This window comes from Pantoea sp. X-Soil-ISGK-285 (assembly GCF_059730815.1).
In genome coordinates this window covers 498763-517791 of the sequence record NZ_AP035939.1, presented here as the reverse complement: position 1 = coordinate 517791, position 19029 = coordinate 498763, and the positions used below count along the sequence as shown (strand labels likewise).

The window sequence follows — 19029 nt, the reverse complement described above, 5'->3', positions numbered from 1 at the left end:
CTTTTAAACTGCGGTTTGATAAGCATTAAGGCGTAATAAACCCTGATGCTTATCGCGACCGGGATAAACTTATTTTTAATCTTCGTCATATAAGTTTAACGAAGCGGCAGGGCCGCTTCGCCTGAATCGGCTTACGCCGCCATCTGAGAGACCACCAGCCAGGTCAGTAAGCCCACCAGAGTCGTTGCGGCGACCGCGAGAATAACGAAACCGCAAAGCATGATAATGCTCTGTTTTTTCATCAGAGTTTCCTTTTGCGAGCCAGAGTATAAACCGATGCACACTGCATCAGCATACTTAAACCTTAGCTAAACAAAAACAACGTTGTCATTCTCATAATATAGGTTAGATTTAATTTAGCCATTTTATGTTATTCGTCAGACGTTTCTTACGTAAATATGATATCGGTCATTACCTGCAGGAGGGGCTGCCTGCAAAATGCATGTCTTTTAATTGCGCCTTTATTTCATCGCTAAATGGCACGAGGTTTATATATGCTAAATAATGATAAGCAGGATAAAGCGTTAGCTTTATCTGAGCGCCCCTGGTATCAGCGTAGTGTGGCAGAGATATTCTCCGAACTGCAGAGCTCATCAGCAGGATTATCCACCGCCACTGCGCAGGAACGCCTGCAGAAACACGGTCCCAATGCCCTTCCGCAAAAAGCTGAGAAATCGGCTCTGCTCAAATTCATCGCGCATTTTAAAGATGTGCTGATCTATATTCTGCTGGCCGCGGCGGTGATCACCGCGATCATGGGTCACTGGGTCGATACCTTTGTCATTATCGGCGTGGCCGTCATTAACGCCCTGATCGGCTTTATTCAGGAGAATAATGCCGAGAAGTCACTGAAAAGTATTCAGAACATGCTTGCCAGTGAAGCGATGTTGGTGCGGGATGGCAAACAGGTCACGGTCGCGACGCGCGATATTGTGGTCGGTGATGTGGTGATGTTACGCCCCGGCGATAAAATCCCGGCTGATCTGCGACTGTTTGAGGTCAATAATCTTCGGGTTGAAGAGGCGATTCTCACCGGGGAGTCGACGGTGGTGTCGAAGAACACCGATACGCTGAGCGGTGAAAAATCGCTGGGCGACCGTCTGAACCTGGCTTTTTCAGGCACTACCGTCAGTTCCGGCACCGCCGCAGGCGTGGTGATCGCCAGCGGCGGTGATACTGAGCTGGGCCATATCAACGAAATGATCAGCGGCATAAAAGAGGTTAAAACCCCGCTGCTGGTGCAGATCGACAAACTCGGTAAAGCGATCTTTTTCATCATCCTGCTGATGATGGTCGCCCTGTTTATCTTCGGCTATCTGCTGCGTGACATTCCACTGGGCGAGCTCTCGCTGTCCGTCATCAGCCTGGCGGTTGCTGCGGTTCCGGAAGGTCTGCCTGCCATTATCTCTATCATCCTGTCGCTGGGCGTGCAGTCGATGGCGCGGACCCAGGCGATTATCCGTAAGCTGCCGACTGTTGAAACCCTGGGCGCGATGTCGGTGATCTGCTCCGATAAAACCGGCACGCTCACCATGAATGAGATGACGGTGAAAGCGGTGGTGCTGGCGAAGAGCCGCTGGCGCGTCAGCGGAAACAGCTATGAACCCAAAGGGGAGATTGTTGCTGAGCAGGGCGACGCAAGTGGACTCTCTGCGGCACAGGATCCGCTGTTTCAGCAGTTCCTGCATGCGGTAGACACCTGTAATGAAAGCCAGCTGCGTCAGGAAAGTCAGGGACACTGGACGATTGTTGGCGGCCCGACTGAAGGCGCGCTGAAGGTGCTGGCGGCGAAGGGCCAGACGACACCTCAGCCGGTTGAGGTGGTGAGCAAGCTGCCGTTCGATTCCCTCTATAAATATATGTCGGTCAGCTGTGTTGCCAACGGCGAATCTTATGTGCTGCTGACCGGTGCGCCAGACGTGCTGCTGACGCTGTGTCAACAGCAGCAAACGCCGGAGGGTGCAGAGCCGATAGACCGTGCGTACTGGGATGCCGCCATCACCACCTACGCCAGCGAAGGGCTGCGCACCGTTGCCGCCGCCTGGAAGAGAACCTCTGCACCCGTTACCGCGCTGGATCATGCCGATCTGAAAAGTGACATGGTGCTGCTGGGTCTGGCCTGCATGATGGATCCCCCCCGTCCCGAGGCGATTGCCGCCATTGACGAGTGCCAGAAAGCGGGCATTCGCGTCAAAATGATCACCGGCGACCATCAGGAAACCGCAATGGCGATTGGTCAGATGCTGGGAATCGGCAACAGCCAGGCTGCTATCACTGGCTACCAGCTTGAACACATGAGTGACGCCGAACTGGCGGACGCGGCAAAAACCTATGACATTTTTGCCCGCACCAGCCCGGAACACAAACTGCGTCTGGTGAAAGCGCTGGAAGCGAGCGGCGAGATCGTCGGCATGACCGGCGACGGCGTCAATGATGCTCCGGCGCTGAAACAGGCCAACGTCGGTATTGCGATGGGTATCAAAGGCACCGAGGTGACAAAAGAGGCGGCCGATATGATTCTGGCCGACGATAACTTTGCCACCATCGCTGCGGCAGTCAAAGAGGGACGTCGGGTTTACGACAACCTCAAGAAAACCATCCTGTTTATTATGCCCACCAACCTGGCACAGGGTCTGCTGATTATTATCGCGATTCTGATGGGCAATCTGCTGCCGTTAACCCCGGTACAGATTCTGTGGATGAACATGGCAACATCCGCCACGCTGTCGTTTGGTCTGGCGTTCGAGCCTGCTGAAGCCAATGCGATGCGCCGGCCACCGCGCAATGTTAAAGCGCACGTGATGGACGCTTACGCTATCTGGCGCGTGGTGTTTGTCGGTCTGCTGATTTCAATCAGTGCCTTTGTGCTGGAAGCCTGGCTGCAACCGCGTGGCTACAGTGCCGAGTTTATCCGTACCGTGCTGCTGCAGATGCTGGTGACTGCGCAGTGGGCCTACATGCTTAACTGCCGTAACTCTGATGGCTTCTCACTGGATCGCGGTCTGCTGAAAAATCGCGGTATCTGGCTGGTGACGCTGGTACTGATTGTCCTTCAGGCGATCATTATTTATGTGCCATTAATGAACACGCTGTTTGGTACCCGTCCACTGCCGATCAACTACTGGCTGATTTCGCTGATTGTCAGTATCGCGATCTTCATCATAGTTGAGATTGAAAAACGCCTCACCCGCGCATGGCGGGTGAAGACGCCATCACTGAGTTAATTCTGTCTCCGGGTCCTGCTGCGGATAGCTCGCCAGCAGGACCTTTTTAATCAGATAGGTCAGTGGAATAGCCAGTATCCCGCCCGTAATCCCCAGTAACGCCTGCCAGAACAGAAACGCCAGCAACTGCGTGGTCAGCGCCAGATTGAGTCGCTTCCCAATCAGCAATGGTTCGATCACCGAACTCAGGCAGAGGTTCAGCACCACAAAGAAACCTGCTACCGCCAGCGCGATCTGTAAATCAAACATGATGTAACTCTGGATCACCGGCGGAATCGCGGCCAGAAATGAGCCAAGCACCGGCACGTAATTAAAGATGAACATCAGCACGCCCCAGAAAAAGGCAAACTTCAGCCCGATCAGATGCGCACCGACGCCCACGATTAACCCGCCCAGAATACTGGTCAGCGTTTTCACTCTGGCATACACAATCACGCTCTGAATTCCCTCCTGCAGCGCCAGATAAAAGGCCTGATGTTTTCCCTTTACCCGCTGTTGCATTGCAGCTTTCAGCAGCGGCATCTCATAGAGCATAAACAGCAGCATCAGGAACACCATGATCCACCATGAGATGACGCCAGGGATTTGCGTCAGAAATGCAGTGACGATGCGCACTATTGCCCCTGCATCCACAAAGGTCAGCAACTGGTCGGGCGTCATACCGATATCAAGCCGTGCAAAGGCCAGCGTCAGCTGTTCAAGCCGGGCCGCCAGCAGCACGGGCGCCTGGCGGCTGAGCTGCATTAAATCGGGCGTCAGCACGGTTAACTTGAGGATAGTGACCACCATGATCAACAGCATCAGCATAATCACCAGCAGTGACGAGACGATGCGCGGTATGCGTTTGTTTTCCAGCCGGGTAATCAGGGGATCAAGCATGATGGCCAGTAACATTGCCAGCAGAACCTGATTGATCAGCGGTGCTGCCAGATAAAGGCCGGTCAGAATAATGGTCAGACAGGCGAGGATAAACAGCACGCGTGCCAGCGGCGGCCAGAGGGTAAACCAGCTCAGTCCCATGATTGGGCTCCTTCAGCAAAGATAAGCTGCAGTATAGATGAGGCTTAAGCTTCAGTGCTTTGCGTCAGGTCAGAGGGGGGGAAGGCTTCTCGCAGGGCTTAAGAGACGATCATCGGTGGCTCCTGACCCTTGTTCAACGCGCGACCAAAAGCTATCCGGATAGTTTATGTACGATCCGGTTTCAGCCGACGATCAAACCGGAACGGAATGGCCTCAGCCTGTTGAACTATCCGGAAGAACTCGGGATGTTCAGGATTTAACAGATAGTTATATTCTACAGGGGAGAGGGCACTGGGAACACGCAACGCAACCGCATCGCAGGCAGAGCACCAGGCGTCTCCATAGTCAGCCAGTTCTGCCGGTGCGTCTTCATCGGCCCAGTTTGCAGGCAACTCAGTGATATCAGCGGTCTGAATCAGCGCATCGGGAACATCGATGCGCAGAAGTGTGAATGCGTCCAGGATGTGTGCTGAGTGCAGATGGACCAGTGTTTCCAGCAAAGTCAGTGATGCTGTTTCAGAAACATAAACCATGGAGATGCCGATGCTGTTCCAGCGGCCGCCCGCCTCTTTTGCGCCAAATCCCGTCCAGGCTGTCGAAAGATACTTTGTCTTGGTCAGCCTGTAGAGAATCAAGAGTAAACTCCGTGCTCCAGGCGCGTGATTAATTTCATGACCTCGTAAGCCCCGGTTTCAGACGCCATCAGTTCTGCGGGCATTTTCCAGCTCAGCGCCCTGTTAGGCTCATTCAACCATTTTTGCGCTTCATCCTTATCACCTTCGAACAGTTCAACCGCCCGATCAATAACGCGGATAATACGCACCAGTCGTTCACTTTGTTCAGCGCTGAATTTCGCTTTCACGCTTCGGCTGAACGTCGTGGAGGGAATACCGGACATTTTACGCAGGTCGTTTTGCGTAATCTTCGCCCAGTTGACGATCAGGTGAGCTACGTTGCCATCAAGGCCTTCATTAATCTGGCCCAGCAGGGCGACACCATCAGCGTTGTTCAGGCCTGCGGCCTGCCATAAGCGTGGCGGCCTGGTTTTATTCGCAGAAAAGCTGAAAGTTTTCATCTGTCACCTCCAATTGGTCATTTAACTATAACCATTTGGTGGGAGGGGCGCAAATTTCAGGATCTGATAAATCATTAAAACCGGTCACTATGAACCATTCAGAGTCATGTGTCAGAGCAAGTCGCGACTCACACATATTCATAAGTTTCATTCATATTACGTTATTGATCTGAATAATGTGCAGATTGTCAATCTCATGAGCCAGTTTCTTAAAGAGCGAAATCTGCAATAGCGGGCAGGCAAAGATCAGGATTAATCATCATTGATGAATAAAAGTAATAAGCCCTAGCTAATTACCCTACTTAATCCAATAAATTATTTTACGTTATGATTTTCACACACAACGGCTGAAGGATAACGCCATGCCAACTGTAAAACTCAACAATGGTATTGAAATGCCCCTTCAGGGCTTTAGTGTGGGGAAGGTCGTCCTGCGGTAGATTTTGCCAGCGCGGTATCGTCTCGCTGGCAAAATCTGTCAGGAAAAAACGGATGGAAGAGAACATCAATATCCTCGTTTTTGAACTCAGTTCTGAGGATATGTTGCAAATTGCGGCGCTTGATTCCGCAACCAGCGCATTCTTCTCTCATCCCTATCCGGCGATGGTGGAGTGGCTGACTGGCCGCAAACCTGACGTTTAAAACGCAACAGAAGAGGCTTTCAATAATGCAAAAACGCTATCTCGGAAAATCAGGGCTTGAAGTGTCAGCACTCGGTTTGGGCTGTATGGGCCTGAGTCATGGCTATGGTCCGGCGACCGACACCCGTCAGGCTGTTGAGCTGATTCGCGCCGCGGTTGAACGTGGGGTGACATTTTTCGACACAGCCGAAGTTTATGGCCCATATCTTAATGAAGACGTGGTGGGTGAAGCGTTACAACCCTTACGCGACCGGGTGGTTATCGCTACCAAATTTGGTTTTACCTTTGGTGAGGACAATAAACAGCAGATTTTAAACAGCCGCCCGGAACATATTCGCAAAGCGGTTGAAGGCTCGTTGCGTCGTCTGAAAACCGATGTGATTGATTTGCTGTATCAGCACCGCGTCGATCCGGAAGTCCCTATCGAAGATGTTGCGGGAACCGTGAAAGACCTGATTTCAGAAGGTAAGGTCAAACATTTCGGCCTTTCTGAAGCGGGTGCACAAACCATTCGTCGTGCACATGCCGTACAACCTGTTACTGCACTGCAAAGCGAATACTCAATGTGGTGGCGCGAGCCTGAGCAGGAGATTCTGCCATTGCTGGAGGAGTTGGGGATTGGTTTTGTGCCATTCAGTCCATTAGGCAAAGGATTTCTGACGGGCGCGATTAAGTCAGGAACGACGTTTGGCAGTGACGATTTCCGTAGTAAGGTGCCGCGTTTTGCCGCTGAAGCAATTGAAGCTAACGAAAAGCTGGTCACATTACTGGGTGAACTGGCTGCCGGAAAAGGGGTTACGTCTGCACAAATAGCACTGGCATGGTTGCTGGCACAAAAACCGTGGATTGTTCCCATCCCCGGCACCACTAAACTGCACCGGCTGGATGAAAACCTGGGTGCTGCCGACATCACTCTTTCACAGGACGACGTGCGGCAGATACAAGAGGCGCTTGAAACGATAGAAATCGTCGGCGAACGTTACTCCCCTGAGCATCAGGCTCGTGTGGGCCGTTAAGATTCAGGCGGGTCTGCATCGAATTGCAGACCCGCTATTCCGGGTACCGAAGCGCATCTATCATCAGCGCAAAAGCGGGCGGATGCTGTTTACGGCTCGGGTAACAGAGATAATAACCGGGAAATGCAGGGCACCAATCCTGCAGAATCTGAATTAGCTTTCCGGATTTTACATGCTCCCTGATCGTATCTTCAGGAACACAGGCAATACCAAAACCCGATAATACGGCATCGATTCTTTCTGACAGAAAATTAAACGTGACCTGTCCTTCAACTCTGACAAGTAACGATTTTCCTTCCTTCACGAACTTCCAATGATAAAGGTTTTAATTTCGGCCATACGAGAGTTTGAGCCGCATGCTCCCCTGCGGATAAGCGGATATTGCCAGAGGGCGTTCCATTAAGTTGAACCAGAGATGCCAGCTCCTGCTCAAGATCGGCAATACGTGGCTCAGATGGGTCTGATTACATAACGCGAGATTGAAACGGTGTGCCTGACGTGCCGAACATGTCTGGGCCTATGCCTTTCACGCGCCGTCGATACGGAGTTTTATCTGAGAAGGTCATGGTGAGGGGCGGGTTCCATTTCCAGGCGAGCCCCAGGCATAAGAAAGCCTTTATCTGGCGGACAAATCAGTCTATCTTTAAGGAAATGATCATTCTCTAATGGTGTTAGCGATGAACGATAACCGTTATAAAGAGCGGGGACGACCGCGGGCGTTTGATACCGATTCGGCACTGGACAGCGCAATGCTGGTATTCCGGCAAAAGGGCTATCACGCCACCTCGATCGGCGATTTGGGCCAGGCTATGCAACTCACTACCGGCAGCATCTATAAAGCTTTTACCGACAAGCGCACGCTGTTTGCAAACGTCTTTGCTCGCTATCTCTCAATGCGTAACAGCAGTTTAGCCGCGCGGCTGGCGCAATGTGAAAATGGCCGTGAGCAACTGGCGGCGCTACTCAATTTTTATGTGGATTCAGTGCGCGATGTAGAAGGTGAGCGCGGCTGTCTGGTGGCTGTCAGCGCCGTGGAGCTGCAAACTCTGGATGAGGAACTTGCCGGAGCCGTCAGCGCGGCGCTGATACGCAACCAGCAGAATCTGCAGCAGATAATCAGCCTGGGTCAGCAGGATGGTTCGGTCAATCCTGCACTGGACAGAGACGCCACCGCTTCGCTAATGCTTTGCATTGTTCTGGGGATGCGGGTCGCCGGTAAAGTTGCTGCGACCCGGCCCGATGCCAGCATCATCCCCCTGGCGCTGAAGTTACTCGACTAAATTTTTTACTCATTAAGGAATCGATCGTTTCCTTATTATCCGGAGGTTTTATGCACGAATATCCACTCTACCAGCACCACTTTATTAACATTGACTCGCAGCGGCTGCACTACCTCAGCGCAGGCAGTGAACACGCTGAGGCTGTGGTTTTGCTCGCGGGTTTCCCGCAAAGCAGTTATGCCTGGCGGGAGGTTATTCCCTTGCTTGCCAGCCGCTTTCATGTGATCGCACCCGACCTGCCAGGGCAGGGTGATTCTGACTTTCCAGCCAGTGGTTACGACACTGACAGCGTGGCAGAGCGCATACTGGCGCTGCTGAACCAGCTGGGTATCGAACGCTTTCATCTGGCCGGGCATGATATCGGGGCGTGGGTCGCCTGGTCACTGGCGGCAGGCCATCCCGAAAAGGTTAGCCGTCTCGCGCTGCTGGATGGCGGCATTCCCGGTATCACGCTGCCTGACTTACTGCCAATGGTGGGTGATAGCGCCTGGAAAACCTGGCATTTTGGATTTCACTGTGTGGATGATTTACCGGAAGCGCTGATCACTGGCAGAGAGGCGATCTACCTCGACTGGTTTTTTAACCGTAAGTCAGCCAATCCACATCGCATAGATGCGGCGGCCCGTCATGAATATCTGCGCGTTTTTCAGCAGCCCGGGGCCTTGCGGGCCGGACTGGCTTTTTACCGCGCTTTTGCACAGTCGGCAGAGCAGAATCGACAGCGCGCGTTAAAAGGCAAACTGGCTTTACCGCTGCTGGCTGTCAGTGCCGACCAGGGATCGATACCCGATATGGCCACCCCGCTGCGCACCGTAGCGCATCAGGTTAGCAGTGAAACTGTTCTCAACTGCGGCCATTTTATTCCCGACGAACAACCCGAGAAATTAGCGGAAATACTGGCAGACTTCTTTATTCCCTCTCCGGATAAAAGCGAAATATCACCTCAGTGACAGTAGGTAAAGTAATGTCGTGTGGCGGATTATTAATATTATTGCTGATCCGCTGTTGTCTCATACAGGTTTCCAATAAATAACACTATCTTATTGATTTTTAAGTATGTAGAGCAGGCTGTTGCGCGTTGCTTTCTGTCGCGTGCTGTGAATAAATAAACGGTCATCAACGTCCGTCATCAGGATGAGATTAAAATAGCGGTCGGCAGCAGAGTGCCGATCGCATATTGCCGGGGCTGCTATGAATCAGGAAAAAGCACGACTGGCCGGGGAAATAAAAGCCAGAGTTAATGAACTTGAATCGCAGTTAGTGGCGATTCGACGTGATATCCATGCGCATCCGGAATTAGGCTTTGATACGCTGCGCACCGCCAGTCTGGTCACAGAGTATCTGCAGGCGCTGGGACTTAATCCTCGCACCGGCGTTGGCCGCAGCGGTGTTGTGGTGGACATCGACGGTGCAGAGCCGGGTAAGACCCTGCTGTTGCGCGCCGACATGGACGCGTTGCCGATCCATGAGCAGACCGGTCTGCCGTTTGCCAGCCGCTATCCCGGAAAAATGCACGCCTGTGGGCATGATATTCACACCGCAACGATGCTGGGTGTCGCAACGATCCTGCCGCACTATCGTCAGCAGCTCAAAGGCCGGGTCCGGCTGATATTCCAGCCCGCGGAAGAGACGCCAGAAAGTGGCGCTGAGGCGATGATTGCGGACGGTGCGGCAGATGGCATCGACTGGGCCGTGACCCTGCATAACAAGCCTGAACTGGCTGCGGGAGAAGTCGCCCTGACGCGCGGGGCCAGCACTGCCTCCAGCGATGAATTCGACGTTACGGTGCATGGCGTATCGACCCACGCGGCACGTCCTCACATGGGCACCGATCCGATCATCGCGACCGTGCATCTCATCAGCCAGCTACAGACCCTCATCTCGCGTGAACGCGATCCCGCTCACTCCGCCGTATTGACCATCGGGCACATACAGGGTGGTACCACCCACAATATCATTCCCGATAGCTGCCTGTTTCAGGGCACCATCCGTACTAAGTCGCCGGAAGTACGCGCTGCTATGGAAACCTCGTTTAAACGGATGTGCGAAGGGGTGGCGCTGGCGCAAAACGTGCGGGTGGAGGTTAACTTCCAGCGTGGCGTGCCGCCTCTGATGAATGACGATCGCCTGATCGATTCACTGGAACAGATTCTGTCGCATCAGTTTGATAAGCCCATCATCGCACAGCCCAGCGCCAGCTTTGGTGCCGAAGATTTTTCACTGTTCACGGAACGGGTACCGGGCTGCCAGATTCATATTGGATCGGCCACGCCGGGCCGTGACGATCACCTGCATAACTCCGACTATCAGCCGGACGAACGCAGCATTACCGCCGGGACGCAGGCGCTGACCCGCCTTGCAATTGATTTACTCTCTTAATAATAAATAAATGAGGTTTATATGATGATGCGTAACCGCCTGTTCACGGCTTCTCTGACCGTGGCACTGCTCGCCACTTCCGCGTTCAGCCAGGCGAAAGATTTCGGCACCCTGAAGTTTGCGACTGAAGCGGCTTATCCTCCTTTCAACCAGACCACACCGAGTGGCAAAATCGTCGGCTATGAGCCGGATATGGTGGCGGAGCTGGCTAAACGTGCTGGCTTTAAATATGAAATCATCGCCCAGAAATGGTCGGGCATGATCCCGGGTCTTATCGACGGTAAATATGATGCGGTGATCGATGCGGTGACCGTAACGCCAAAACGTGCTGAAGCGATCGATTTTACCCATCAGTACACCGTCAGTGTCTCCAGCTTTGTGACTGCGAAAAAAAGCCCGCTGGCTACGCTGCCAGGAAGCGGCACGATTGTGACGGCGGATGATGACGCTGGCATGAAAAAAGCGATCGACGATCTGAAAACCACCTTCAAAGGGAAAACCATCGCGGTGCAGGTCGCCACCATTCAGGCGGATTTCCTGCAGAAATACCTGGGCGACGTTGCCACTATCCGCACCTATCAGGCGGGTCCTGAAACCTTTGCCGACCTGATGAATGGCCGGGTGGATGCCGTCATGGCTTCTCGTACTAACCTCAACGCCTTTGTGAAAAAACATGCTGAGGCAATCAGCAGCAGCGGCTATGGCTTCTCCGGTGGCGTGCTCGGCGCAGGCTCGGCGATTGGTCTGCGTAAAGGCAACAGTGAGCTACAGCAGGTGCTGAATCAGGCGCTGGACTCCATGATCAAAGATGGGACGCTGAGCAAACTGTCGATCAAATGGTTTGGCGAAGATGTCGCGCCGAAAGCGTAACCGCTGATGCTGATGAATATTGACTGGCAGATACTGGGCTTCGGGGATGAGGGCTGGGGTGGCGTCCTGCTTAACGCCGCCGCCGTCACCGTCAGCGTGTCACTCTGCGCCTGGCTACTGGGTGCGTTGCTGGGCAGCGTGCTCTGCTGGATGCAGATTGCCGGTTCACGCTGGCAGCAGCGACTGGCGGCAGGCTACATCACTCTGTTTCGCGGCGTGCCGGAACTGCTGGTGATCTACCTCTTCTATTTCGGTGGAAGACAGGTGGTCTCCACCGTGGGCACCGCGCTGGGCTTCCAGGGACCGTTCGATGTGAACGGTTTTGTGGCGGGCGCGATTGCCATCGGGCTGATCTCCGGTGCCTATCAAAGCGGGGTATTCCGTGGCGCCTTCTACGCTATTCCCGGCGGAACGCTGGAAGCGGCGACCGTGACCGGCATGGGACGGCTGATGATGTTTCGCCGCATTATCGTGCCGCAGGCGTTACGCACTGCGCTGCCCGGCATGGGCAACCAGTGGCAATCGGTGATCAAAGAGTCGGCGCTGGTCTCGGTAACCGGACTGGTGGAAACGATGAACCAGGTCTCCACCGCAGCCAACTCCACCCAGATGTCCTTTTTCTTCTACAGCGTGGGGGCGGTGATCTACCTGATTATCACCACCTGTTCCGATATGGTTTTCCGCTACGTGGAAAAGTTTGCGATGCGCGGTCAACAGCGCGTGAAGGGGTAAGGAGTCCACGTGGATATGATGTTTTTACAGCAGACGCTGCTGGCGCTGCTGAAAGGATTGCCGCTGACCATCAACCTGGCGCTGCTCTCACTCTTTGGCGGCTGCGTGCTGGCGCTGCTGCTTAACCTGCTGCGCATGACGCGTGTCGGCAGCGTTTTCTGTCGCTTCTACGTCTGGCTGTTTCGCGGTACGCCACTGCTGATCCAGATCTTTATGGTCTATTACGGCCTTGGCAGTTTACCGGCGGTGCGGGAAAGCCTGTTCTGGCCGCTGCTGCGCGATCCCTACTGGTGCGGCTTGCTGGCGCTGATTCTGAATGATGCCGCCTACACCTCGGAGATCCTGCGCGGCGGCCTGCGCGCGGTGAGTCAGCAGTCGCTGGAGGCCGCTAAAGTCTCGGGCATGTCGTCGTATAAAATCTTTACCCGCATCACCTTACCGATTGCGATTCGACAGGCATTGCCGGCCTACAGCAATGAGATCATCTCGATGATCAAAGCAACGTCGCTGGTCAGCACTATCAGCCTGATGGAGATGACCGGCATTGCCGACTCGATAGTCTCTTCCACTTTCCGGGCGCTGGAGGTGTTCCTGAGCGCGGCGGTGATCTACCTGATACTCACCATACTGGTCAGCAAAGGCGTATCGATGCTGGAACGACGCTTATCACCTTACTATTTTGGAGCACGCTCATGACCGCCCCTACCATTATGCTGAGCCATCTCAGAAAGAGTTATGCGGGACACGAAGTGCTGCACGACATCAGCCTGACCGCGCAGGATGGCGATGTGATATCGCTGATTGGTGCCAGTGGGTCGGGAAAAAGTACGCTGTTACGCTGCATCCCGTTTCTTGAAGTACCACAGGCAGGCGAAATTTCGGTAGGCGAGGTGAACGTCACCCTGGATAACGCCGACGAAAAACTGAGCCGCGAGCAGCGCCGTCGCATCAAGCTGATGCGAATGCAGCTCGGCTTTGTATTTCAGAGCTTCAACCTGTGGCCGCATAAAACGGTGATGCAGAACATCATTGAAGCGCCGGTTCATGTGCAGAAGCGCAGCCATAAAGAGGCGATTGAAGAAGCAGAAGCGCTGCTCCATAAAGTGGGACTCTATGCAAAACGCGACGCCTGGCCGTCACAGCTTTCCGGCGGACAGCAGCAGCGTGTGGCGATTGCACGGGCGCTGGCGCAGCAGCCGAAAGCGATACTGTTCGATGAGCCAACTTCAGCGCTGGATCCGGAGCTGGTGGGCGAAGTATTGCGGGTGATCCGCAGTCTGGCGGAAGAGGGACGTACCATGATTATCGTCACCCATGAAATGGGCTTTGCGCGCGACGTGTCGAACAAAGCGGTGTTTCTGCACCAGGGCATGATTGAGGAGTCCGGTTCGCCGGAGCAGGTGTTTCTCGATCCGATCTCGCCACGCTGCCGCGCCTTTGTAAATAGCCACTTTGAGCGCAATGCAGGCTGAAGCGGCATTCTGATAAGGCTGACGCGCGGAAATTTCATGTTTTGAGATCACAAAACCCCGGAAGATTTCCCGGGGTTTTTTTAATAGCCGCCAGACCACGTTATCCAGAACGATCAGCGCGATCTTACGCCCGGTCCTGAGACGATGCAGCAGCAGCAGGGCGGCCCGCTTCAACCATTGCCTGCCATTGCTGATAGCTGGGGCGGCTCTGGATTTTTGCATACCACGCTTTCAGGGCGCGACACTCGTCAGGAACAGCAAGATTCACCAAAGCCGCGAAAATCATTCCGCCGGTTACGGCGATATCCGCCATCGAAAATGTATTGCCCGCGACATAAGGTTGTGAGCGTAAAACGCCGTCAAAGTAGTGCATCCCTCTGATGGCCTTTTCACGCATCTTCGCACCCCATTCCGGATTCTGAAAGAGCTCCACCTCCGGCCCCAGTCCTGCTGTGGCATGATGGAAATAGACGCTGACCGCATCAAGAAATTCGATCTCAGCCCGTTTGGTCATCATATGGATAACGCCTTTTTCTGCCGGCGTGACGCCAGTCAGAACCGGATTCTCATCCAGCACATCGAGATATTGCGTAATGGCGGTGCATTCAGCGATCAGCGTTCCGTCATTCAGCGCTAGAACCGGCAGTGTTCCTGAATAATTGATCGCTAAAAATTCAGGTTTTTTATGCTCACCTTTCCACAGGTTGACCGGAATAAATTCGACCTCAGAAAGTAATCCCTTTTCCGCCAGGGCAATCCTGACCCGTGCAGGATAAGGGCCATCATACCAGTCATAAATCTTCATCGCGGGGAGTGACGGAACTGCAGATGCATTGTGGATATCAGTCATGATTGAGTTACCTACCTGTCAATTGGTAGGTGGATTGTGATGCCAAACTTTTCTCCTGTCAATCCCTGTCTACCAGTTGGCAGGTAAATATTTTCCCCTTATAATGCGTCTCCACCTCCTGAAGGAAAACTGAGTTATGAGCCTGAACGCGCGTGAAGCCATTCTGACCGCAGCAAAAAGTGCTGCCCAGAATCATGGCTATAACGGGATTAATTTTCGCAGTATCGCTGACGAGGTAGGCATCAAGAATGCCAGTATCTATTATCACTTCGCCAGTAAGGCCAATCTGGGTGCCGCGGTTGCCAACCGATACTGGCAGGATACGGCTGAGGATTTAAAGACTATACGCGAGCAAAGTGCCTCACCGGATGAAGCGTTGCAGCGCTATCCGCAGATTTTCCGCAAGTCGCTTGAAGATGCCAACCGGCTCTGTCTCTCCAGCTTTATGGCGGCGGAATATGAAGATCTGCCCGAGGAAGTGAAGCGTGAGGTTCAGTGTTTTGTCGATGCGAACGTCAAGTGGCTGACAGAGGTCCTTTGCGAAAAGTCGCCCGATAACGCGGAGAAAAATGCGCAGCGTGCGCTGGCAATTTACACCGCAGTTGCTGGCGCGCAGTTAATAGCCCGCACGCGCCAGGATATAACCATTTATGATAACCTGATTGCGACCTATCAGGAGAGCGGCCTGATTCCGCTGTCACACTGAATTAAAACGACACCGCGCCTGAAAGAGATGCAGGCGTCAGCACTCAGAGCTTCAGGGCTATCAGTGAAAGCAGCAGTGAACATTCAGGGTTAAATTGCACTATGGCGCAAGCCGCCTGCCAGTTGTGTGAACACGTCGATCATCTTTGGCAGCGCCTTTTCCGGCTCGCTGCTGGAAGCGACCCACAGTGCGGCATTCAGCGCCGCGCTGTTCAGCAGATGAGCGGCGGCATCGGCGTCGACCGGCTTCATTATCCCGCTGTCGATAAGACGGGTAATCGTTTCACGCGTGGCTTCCAGGCAGCTGTTCTGGCTGGGCCATTGCGAAGGATCTCCCAGAAAAGCCGGGCCATCGCGCAGCACAATACGTTGCACTTCGGCATCCATTGCCATGCGGATATAGGCGATGCCTTCAGCCACCAGCTTCTCCCACGCATCGCTCACCCCAGACGCTGCCGCTTTAGCCTGCTGGGCCATTTCGCCATCAACCTGTGCGACGACCGCCGCAAGCAGCCCCTTTTTGTCACCAAAATTGTGGTAGAGCGCCCCGCGTGTCAGACCTACGCTGGCCGTCAGTTCATCCATTGATGCGGCGGCAAAGCCTTTTTCGGCAAAGGCTGTGCGTGCTGCTGCAATCAGTTTTGCCCGGTTCTCTTCCATTGTTTCAGCGCGACGTTTAGCGGCCATACACTCTCCTTTCACATACGCGAGGTATATTAATTGACATACGCGGCGTATGTGTGATTAATGTGACATACGCCGCGTATATTAAATCAAACTCGTGTGCGCTGCATCCTGCAATCCCCTAAAGACTATTGAGGAAATTCTATGATCACCCGCGAACCCATTTTTCCTGCCAATCGTCACGCTCTCTATGAGCAACATGGTTATTCAGCGGCTATCCGCTCAGGCGATCTGCTGTTTGTCTCAGGTCAGGTGGGCAGCCGTGCCGACGGCACGCCGGAGCCCGATTTTGCTGCTCAGGTAGAACGGGCATTTGAAAATCTGGCAGCCACGCTCGCTGCGGCAGGGTGTACCTTTGACGATCTGATCGATGTCACCACGTTTCACACCGATCCGGAGCAACAGTTCGAAACCATCATGCAGATAAAGCAGCGCGTTTTTCCGCAGCCTCCTTATCCTAACTGGACAGCGGTGGGTGCGACGTGGCTGGCGGGATTTGATTTTGAAATCAAGGTGATTGCACGCATTCCCGATCAACGGGACCAACGGAGCCTGTCACAGAGTGCATAAAGCATGAGTGGCAATCAGCCTGTCAGGTACTTTACACCGGAGACGGGCGCTGCGATGACATGCCGGACGTGAAATAAGCTGGCATCACAGACAGGGATGTCCCGCGCTGCATTTGCAAAACACTTTGATCAGACGGTTGGAATTACGCCCATAGAATCTCTGACGCAATGGAGGATGCTGCTCGCCAGCGATCGTCTGCAAAATTCAGGCGAAACGATTTCAGGCGTTTCTGCCGCACTGGGATATGAGTCGGAGAGCGCCTTCAGAAAAGCATTTAAGCGCGTTACTGGCGCTCCACCAGGAAAGTTAACCCATTCGAAAATTTTTGAAGGTTAATCGAAAACCCCATTAATTACGGCGGTCACGACAGCGGTGCTCAGGGCTATCAGCACAAGATTATCTCCGACAGCTCGCCATTCGTAACCAGGATAATAGGGCAGCTCATTTAGCATTGATGCTGGCAAACTTTTTTTGGCGATACCCGGAGGCAAAGGTTTACCACGCGCAACTTTTTTAGCTATTCCTGGCGGCAAAGACTGATAGCCGACAAGGCCATAATTGACGGCAAGTTTACGTGCAAGCGAGTAGTTGATATCTGACTCGACGTGATCGGGCCGTCCAGCGTTCTTACGATTTCCATGTTTGTCTTTCGGACCCGCATTACCATGCCCCTTGTTTCCGTGCTCTCCGCTTTTGCCATTATTACCCGGGTTTCCGCTATTACCATTACCCTGACCGCCACCACCGTTGCCGTTGCCCGGATTTGCGAAAACGGGCGCAGCAAGCACGGTACAAGATATCACCACCGCAAATGCGGCTTTTAAAGCGCGAGATTTGAGCATGTGATCTTTCCTTAATATTATTCAGTAATCTGAACCAGAAAATATAAAGCGATGTAAGGAGGTAACATGAGCTCAACCTCTTCACATTATTATGTCACCTGTTAGTTATTACCCAGCATTAAACGGCCGACAACCACATAGCAACCTTAAGAATTATCTCAAACTAATCAAAGAAAAGCTGTACGATGTTTTGATATTTCGTATAAATTTTATGCTGAAGCCCTTGCTAACAATAGATAAATTTTCGGCTTTAAGCGAGGCGGAATACATTTTCGTTATTTTTATGCTGCTGTAATGCATTGTTTATACTTGCGATTACCTGACATGACTACAACGCTTAATAACTCTGCTACGTAAGGTACTTTAAGCGAGACAGAAACCATGTCGACTCATGAGACGGAGCAGGTAATTGTGAGCAGAACTTTTCTGATATCGGTCTTCCCATAATATTCAGGATTACAAAATGAAAAATAATAAAAGCTATAAAGGATGGCTGGCTATATCAGCCGTCGTCGTTCTGTGCAGCACTGCCACCGTACAGGCTGAGACGCAGACAAGCGCCCCGCAGGGCGGGAATACACCGCAGACCGTAAAGAGTGACAAGCTCAGCCCTGGTGATGAAAAAGCACTGAAGGATATGGCGCAGGCCAATATCAATGAAATTGCCGCCGCCAAAATTGCGCTGAACAAAACACAAAGCGTAGAAGTTAAAACCTTTGCACAGAAGATGGTCGAAGATCATGGCAGTGCCCTGACAAAAGTTCAGGCGGTTGCTAAGCAAAAAGAGGTGACATTACCGACTGCGCCAGACGCTAAACATAAGGCCATGGCCGACAAGCTGGAAAAGCAGAGCGGCGGTGCCTTTGACAAAATGTATATGGAAAATGCCGGAATAATGGATCATAAGATGGTGCTGTCGACGCTGAAGAGTGACGCGACGAAGATAAAGGATCCGGATGTGAAGGCGCTGGCCGACGCGCATACCCCTGTTGTAGAACAGCATCTGAAATCCGCCCAGCACATGGCGATGTAACCGGGCTGGCCGGTTCCGAATTATCCGCAAGCGCTGTTACGGGATCATCGGGACCAGCCAGAAACGACATAATCCACCATCGGCTGGAGTTTCTTTCTCGTTATGCCAGTCTTGGCCTGAACAGCCATGCCCTGCGCTCAGCCACATCGGTATAACTAGGTTGAAATGCGAGCTTCAGGCGCCATCAAGCCCCAGCGTTTCACGACGCAGGAAGGCCCAGTCAATCAGAGCAGTCATTGATGGCCCAAGCGCTTTTCCCAGATCGGTAAGTGAGTACTCAACACGCGGAGGGACTTCGGGATAAACCGTGCGAGTCACGATGCCATCCTGTTCCAGTTGCTTAAGCTGCTGGATCAGCATTTTTTGATTTACGCCCTCAATCCGGCGCTCCAGCTCGGAAAAGCGCAGCGGGCCTTTAGCGGCGAAAAGCTGACAGATAATAATTGTCTTCCATTTACCTTCAATAATCTTCAGCGCTTCGGTGGTAGCCTTAGCCCACACCAGTCGCTGCTCCGGAATATCACAACGCCAGTCTCTTTCCATACTTACCTTCAGGTTAGTAACCCACTATTTTGTCGGTTCTTGTTGTTTATTCAGTGAATATATAGGGTATCTCACTTCAACACAGAATCAGGA

The 19029-nt window shown here is 53.0% G+C and carries 19 protein-coding genes and 3 pseudogenes; 14 read left to right on the top strand and 8 right to left on the bottom strand.

The genetic code is table 11. From position 1 onward, the window contains the following. Positions 1 to 494: 494 nt before the first annotated feature. Positions 495 to 3224: a cation-transporting P-type ATPase gene (locus AC6I8B_RS21770; protein WP_010246792.1), complete on the top strand. Its 2730-nt coding sequence runs from the start codon at positions 495 to 497 to the stop codon at positions 3222 to 3224. Here the strand turns inward: AC6I8B_RS21770 and AC6I8B_RS21765 are convergent. From AC6I8B_RS21765 to AC6I8B_RS21755, 3 genes are all read right to left on the bottom strand, one after another. Beyond that, positions 3213 to 4244, bottom strand: coding sequence for an AI-2E family transporter (locus tag AC6I8B_RS21765; RefSeq protein ID WP_052271293.1), 1032 nt, complete (start codon positions 4242 to 4244; stop codon positions 3213 to 3215). The two genes, AC6I8B_RS21770 and AC6I8B_RS21765, sit on opposite strands and share 12 nt — an antisense overlap. Positions 4245 to 4408: 164 nt before the next feature. Next, positions 4409 to 4879 (bottom strand): RES family NAD+ phosphorylase, encoded by a 471-nt coding sequence (locus tag AC6I8B_RS21760; protein ID WP_122889522.1) that lies wholly within the window; start codon positions 4877 to 4879, stop codon positions 4409 to 4411. Continuing rightward, on the bottom strand, positions 4876 to 5319 hold the full coding sequence (locus tag AC6I8B_RS21755; protein ID WP_033760867.1) for an Xre family toxin-antitoxin system antitoxin: 444 nt from the start codon (positions 5317 to 5319) through the stop codon (positions 4876 to 4878). The genes AC6I8B_RS21760 and AC6I8B_RS21755 overlap by 4 nt, the downstream gene beginning before the upstream one ends. A 407-nt stretch (positions 5320 to 5726) precedes the next feature. Here AC6I8B_RS21755 and AC6I8B_RS21750 point away from each other — a divergent pair. After that, positions 5727 to 5961 (top strand): annotated as a pseudogene (locus tag AC6I8B_RS21750) (aldo/keto reductase); the annotation flags it as partial. 25 nt (positions 5962 to 5986) lie between these two features. Next, positions 5987 to 6976, top strand: coding sequence for an aldo/keto reductase (locus AC6I8B_RS21745; protein ID WP_064690947.1), 990 nt, complete (start codon positions 5987 to 5989; stop codon positions 6974 to 6976). Between the two features lie 34 nt (positions 6977 to 7010). Here AC6I8B_RS21745 and AC6I8B_RS21740 read toward each other — a convergent pair. Further along, a pseudogene (locus tag AC6I8B_RS21740) lies at positions 7011 to 7428 on the bottom strand (LysR substrate-binding domain-containing protein); the annotation flags it as partial. A gap of 213 nt (positions 7429 to 7641) precedes the next feature. Between AC6I8B_RS21740 and AC6I8B_RS21735 the strand changes: the two are divergent. The 7 genes from AC6I8B_RS21735 to AC6I8B_RS21705 all read left to right on the top strand — a co-directional run bounded on the left by AC6I8B_RS21735 (position 7642) and on the right by AC6I8B_RS21705 (position 13709). Then, positions 7642 to 8256: a TetR/AcrR family transcriptional regulator gene (locus tag AC6I8B_RS21735; protein WP_033779988.1), complete on the top strand. Its 615-nt coding sequence runs from the start codon at positions 7642 to 7644 to the stop codon at positions 8254 to 8256. Positions 8257 to 8306: 50 nt separating this feature from the next. Further along, positions 8307 to 9206, top strand: coding sequence for an alpha/beta fold hydrolase (locus AC6I8B_RS21730; RefSeq protein WP_033779990.1), 900 nt, complete (start codon positions 8307 to 8309; stop codon positions 9204 to 9206). Between the two features lie 241 nt (positions 9207 to 9447). Continuing rightward, positions 9448 to 10635 (top strand): M20 metallopeptidase family protein, encoded by a 1188-nt coding sequence (locus AC6I8B_RS21725; protein WP_010246783.1) that lies wholly within the window; start codon positions 9448 to 9450, stop codon positions 10633 to 10635. 21 nt (positions 10636 to 10656) lie between these two features. Further along, on the top strand, positions 10657 to 11505 hold the full coding sequence (locus tag AC6I8B_RS21720) for an ABC transporter substrate-binding protein (protein WP_022624593.1): 849 nt from the start codon (positions 10657 to 10659) through the stop codon (positions 11503 to 11505). A gap of 6 nt (positions 11506 to 11511) precedes the next feature. After that, positions 11512 to 12237, top strand: a complete 726-nt coding sequence (locus AC6I8B_RS21715; protein ID WP_010246779.1) for an ABC transporter permease — start codon at positions 11512 to 11514, stop codon at positions 12235 to 12237. Between the two features lie 9 nt (positions 12238 to 12246). Continuing rightward, positions 12247 to 12933: an ABC transporter permease gene (locus AC6I8B_RS21710; protein WP_497817766.1), complete on the top strand. Its 687-nt coding sequence runs from the start codon at positions 12247 to 12249 to the stop codon at positions 12931 to 12933. After that, on the top strand, positions 12930 to 13709 hold the full coding sequence (locus tag AC6I8B_RS21705) for an ABC transporter ATP-binding protein (protein WP_187484569.1): 780 nt from the start codon (positions 12930 to 12932) through the stop codon (positions 13707 to 13709). The genes AC6I8B_RS21710 and AC6I8B_RS21705 overlap by 4 nt, the downstream gene beginning before the upstream one ends. 124 nt (positions 13710 to 13833) lie before the next feature. Here the strand turns inward: AC6I8B_RS21705 and AC6I8B_RS21700 are convergent, their stop codons facing one another. Continuing rightward, complete coding sequence (locus tag AC6I8B_RS21700) at positions 13834 to 14514, bottom strand: glutathione S-transferase (RefSeq protein WP_172608656.1); 681 nt, start codon at positions 14512 to 14514, stop codon at positions 13834 to 13836. 181 nt (positions 14515 to 14695) lie between these two features. On the opposite strand from AC6I8B_RS21700, the gene AC6I8B_RS21695 reads away from it, so the two are divergent. Further along, positions 14696 to 15265: a TetR/AcrR family transcriptional regulator gene (locus AC6I8B_RS21695; protein WP_497817765.1), complete on the top strand. Its 570-nt coding sequence runs from the start codon at positions 14696 to 14698 to the stop codon at positions 15263 to 15265. 89 nt (positions 15266 to 15354) lie between these two features. Here AC6I8B_RS21695 and AC6I8B_RS21690 read toward each other — a convergent pair whose 3' ends face one another. After that, the gene (locus tag AC6I8B_RS21690; RefSeq protein WP_033760897.1) at positions 15355 to 15951 is read right to left on the bottom strand and encodes a TetR/AcrR family transcriptional regulator; all 597 of its coding nucleotides are present in this window, start codon (positions 15949 to 15951) and stop codon (positions 15355 to 15357) included. Positions 15952 to 16092: 141 nt separating this feature from the next. On the opposite strand from AC6I8B_RS21690, the gene AC6I8B_RS21685 reads away from it, so the two are divergent. Both AC6I8B_RS21685 and AC6I8B_RS21680 read left to right on the top strand, forming a co-directional pair. Further along, positions 16093 to 16518, top strand: coding sequence for a RidA family protein (locus AC6I8B_RS21685; protein WP_250328072.1), 426 nt, complete (start codon positions 16093 to 16095; stop codon positions 16516 to 16518). 78 nt (positions 16519 to 16596) lie between these two features. Then, positions 16597 to 16854, top strand: a pseudogene (locus tag AC6I8B_RS21680) (helix-turn-helix domain-containing protein); the annotation flags it as partial. Here AC6I8B_RS21680 and AC6I8B_RS21675 read toward each other — a convergent pair. Further along, complete coding sequence (locus tag AC6I8B_RS21675) at positions 16851 to 17360, bottom strand: anti-virulence regulator CigR family protein (protein ID WP_250328070.1); 510 nt, start codon at positions 17358 to 17360, stop codon at positions 16851 to 16853. The pseudogene AC6I8B_RS21680 and the gene AC6I8B_RS21675 overlap by 4 nt on opposite strands. 463 nt (positions 17361 to 17823) lie before the next feature. Here AC6I8B_RS21675 and AC6I8B_RS21670 point away from each other — a divergent pair, with 463 nt between their 5' ends. Continuing rightward, positions 17824 to 18393: a DUF4142 domain-containing protein gene (locus AC6I8B_RS21670; RefSeq protein WP_062759041.1), complete on the top strand. Its 570-nt coding sequence runs from the start codon at positions 17824 to 17826 to the stop codon at positions 18391 to 18393. A 174-nt stretch (positions 18394 to 18567) separates the two neighbouring features. Here the strand turns inward: AC6I8B_RS21670 and AC6I8B_RS21665 are convergent, their stop codons facing one another. Next, complete coding sequence (locus tag AC6I8B_RS21665) at positions 18568 to 18936, bottom strand: winged helix-turn-helix transcriptional regulator (protein WP_050679222.1); 369 nt, start codon at positions 18934 to 18936, stop codon at positions 18568 to 18570. Positions 18937 to 19029: the final 93 nt, after the last annotated feature.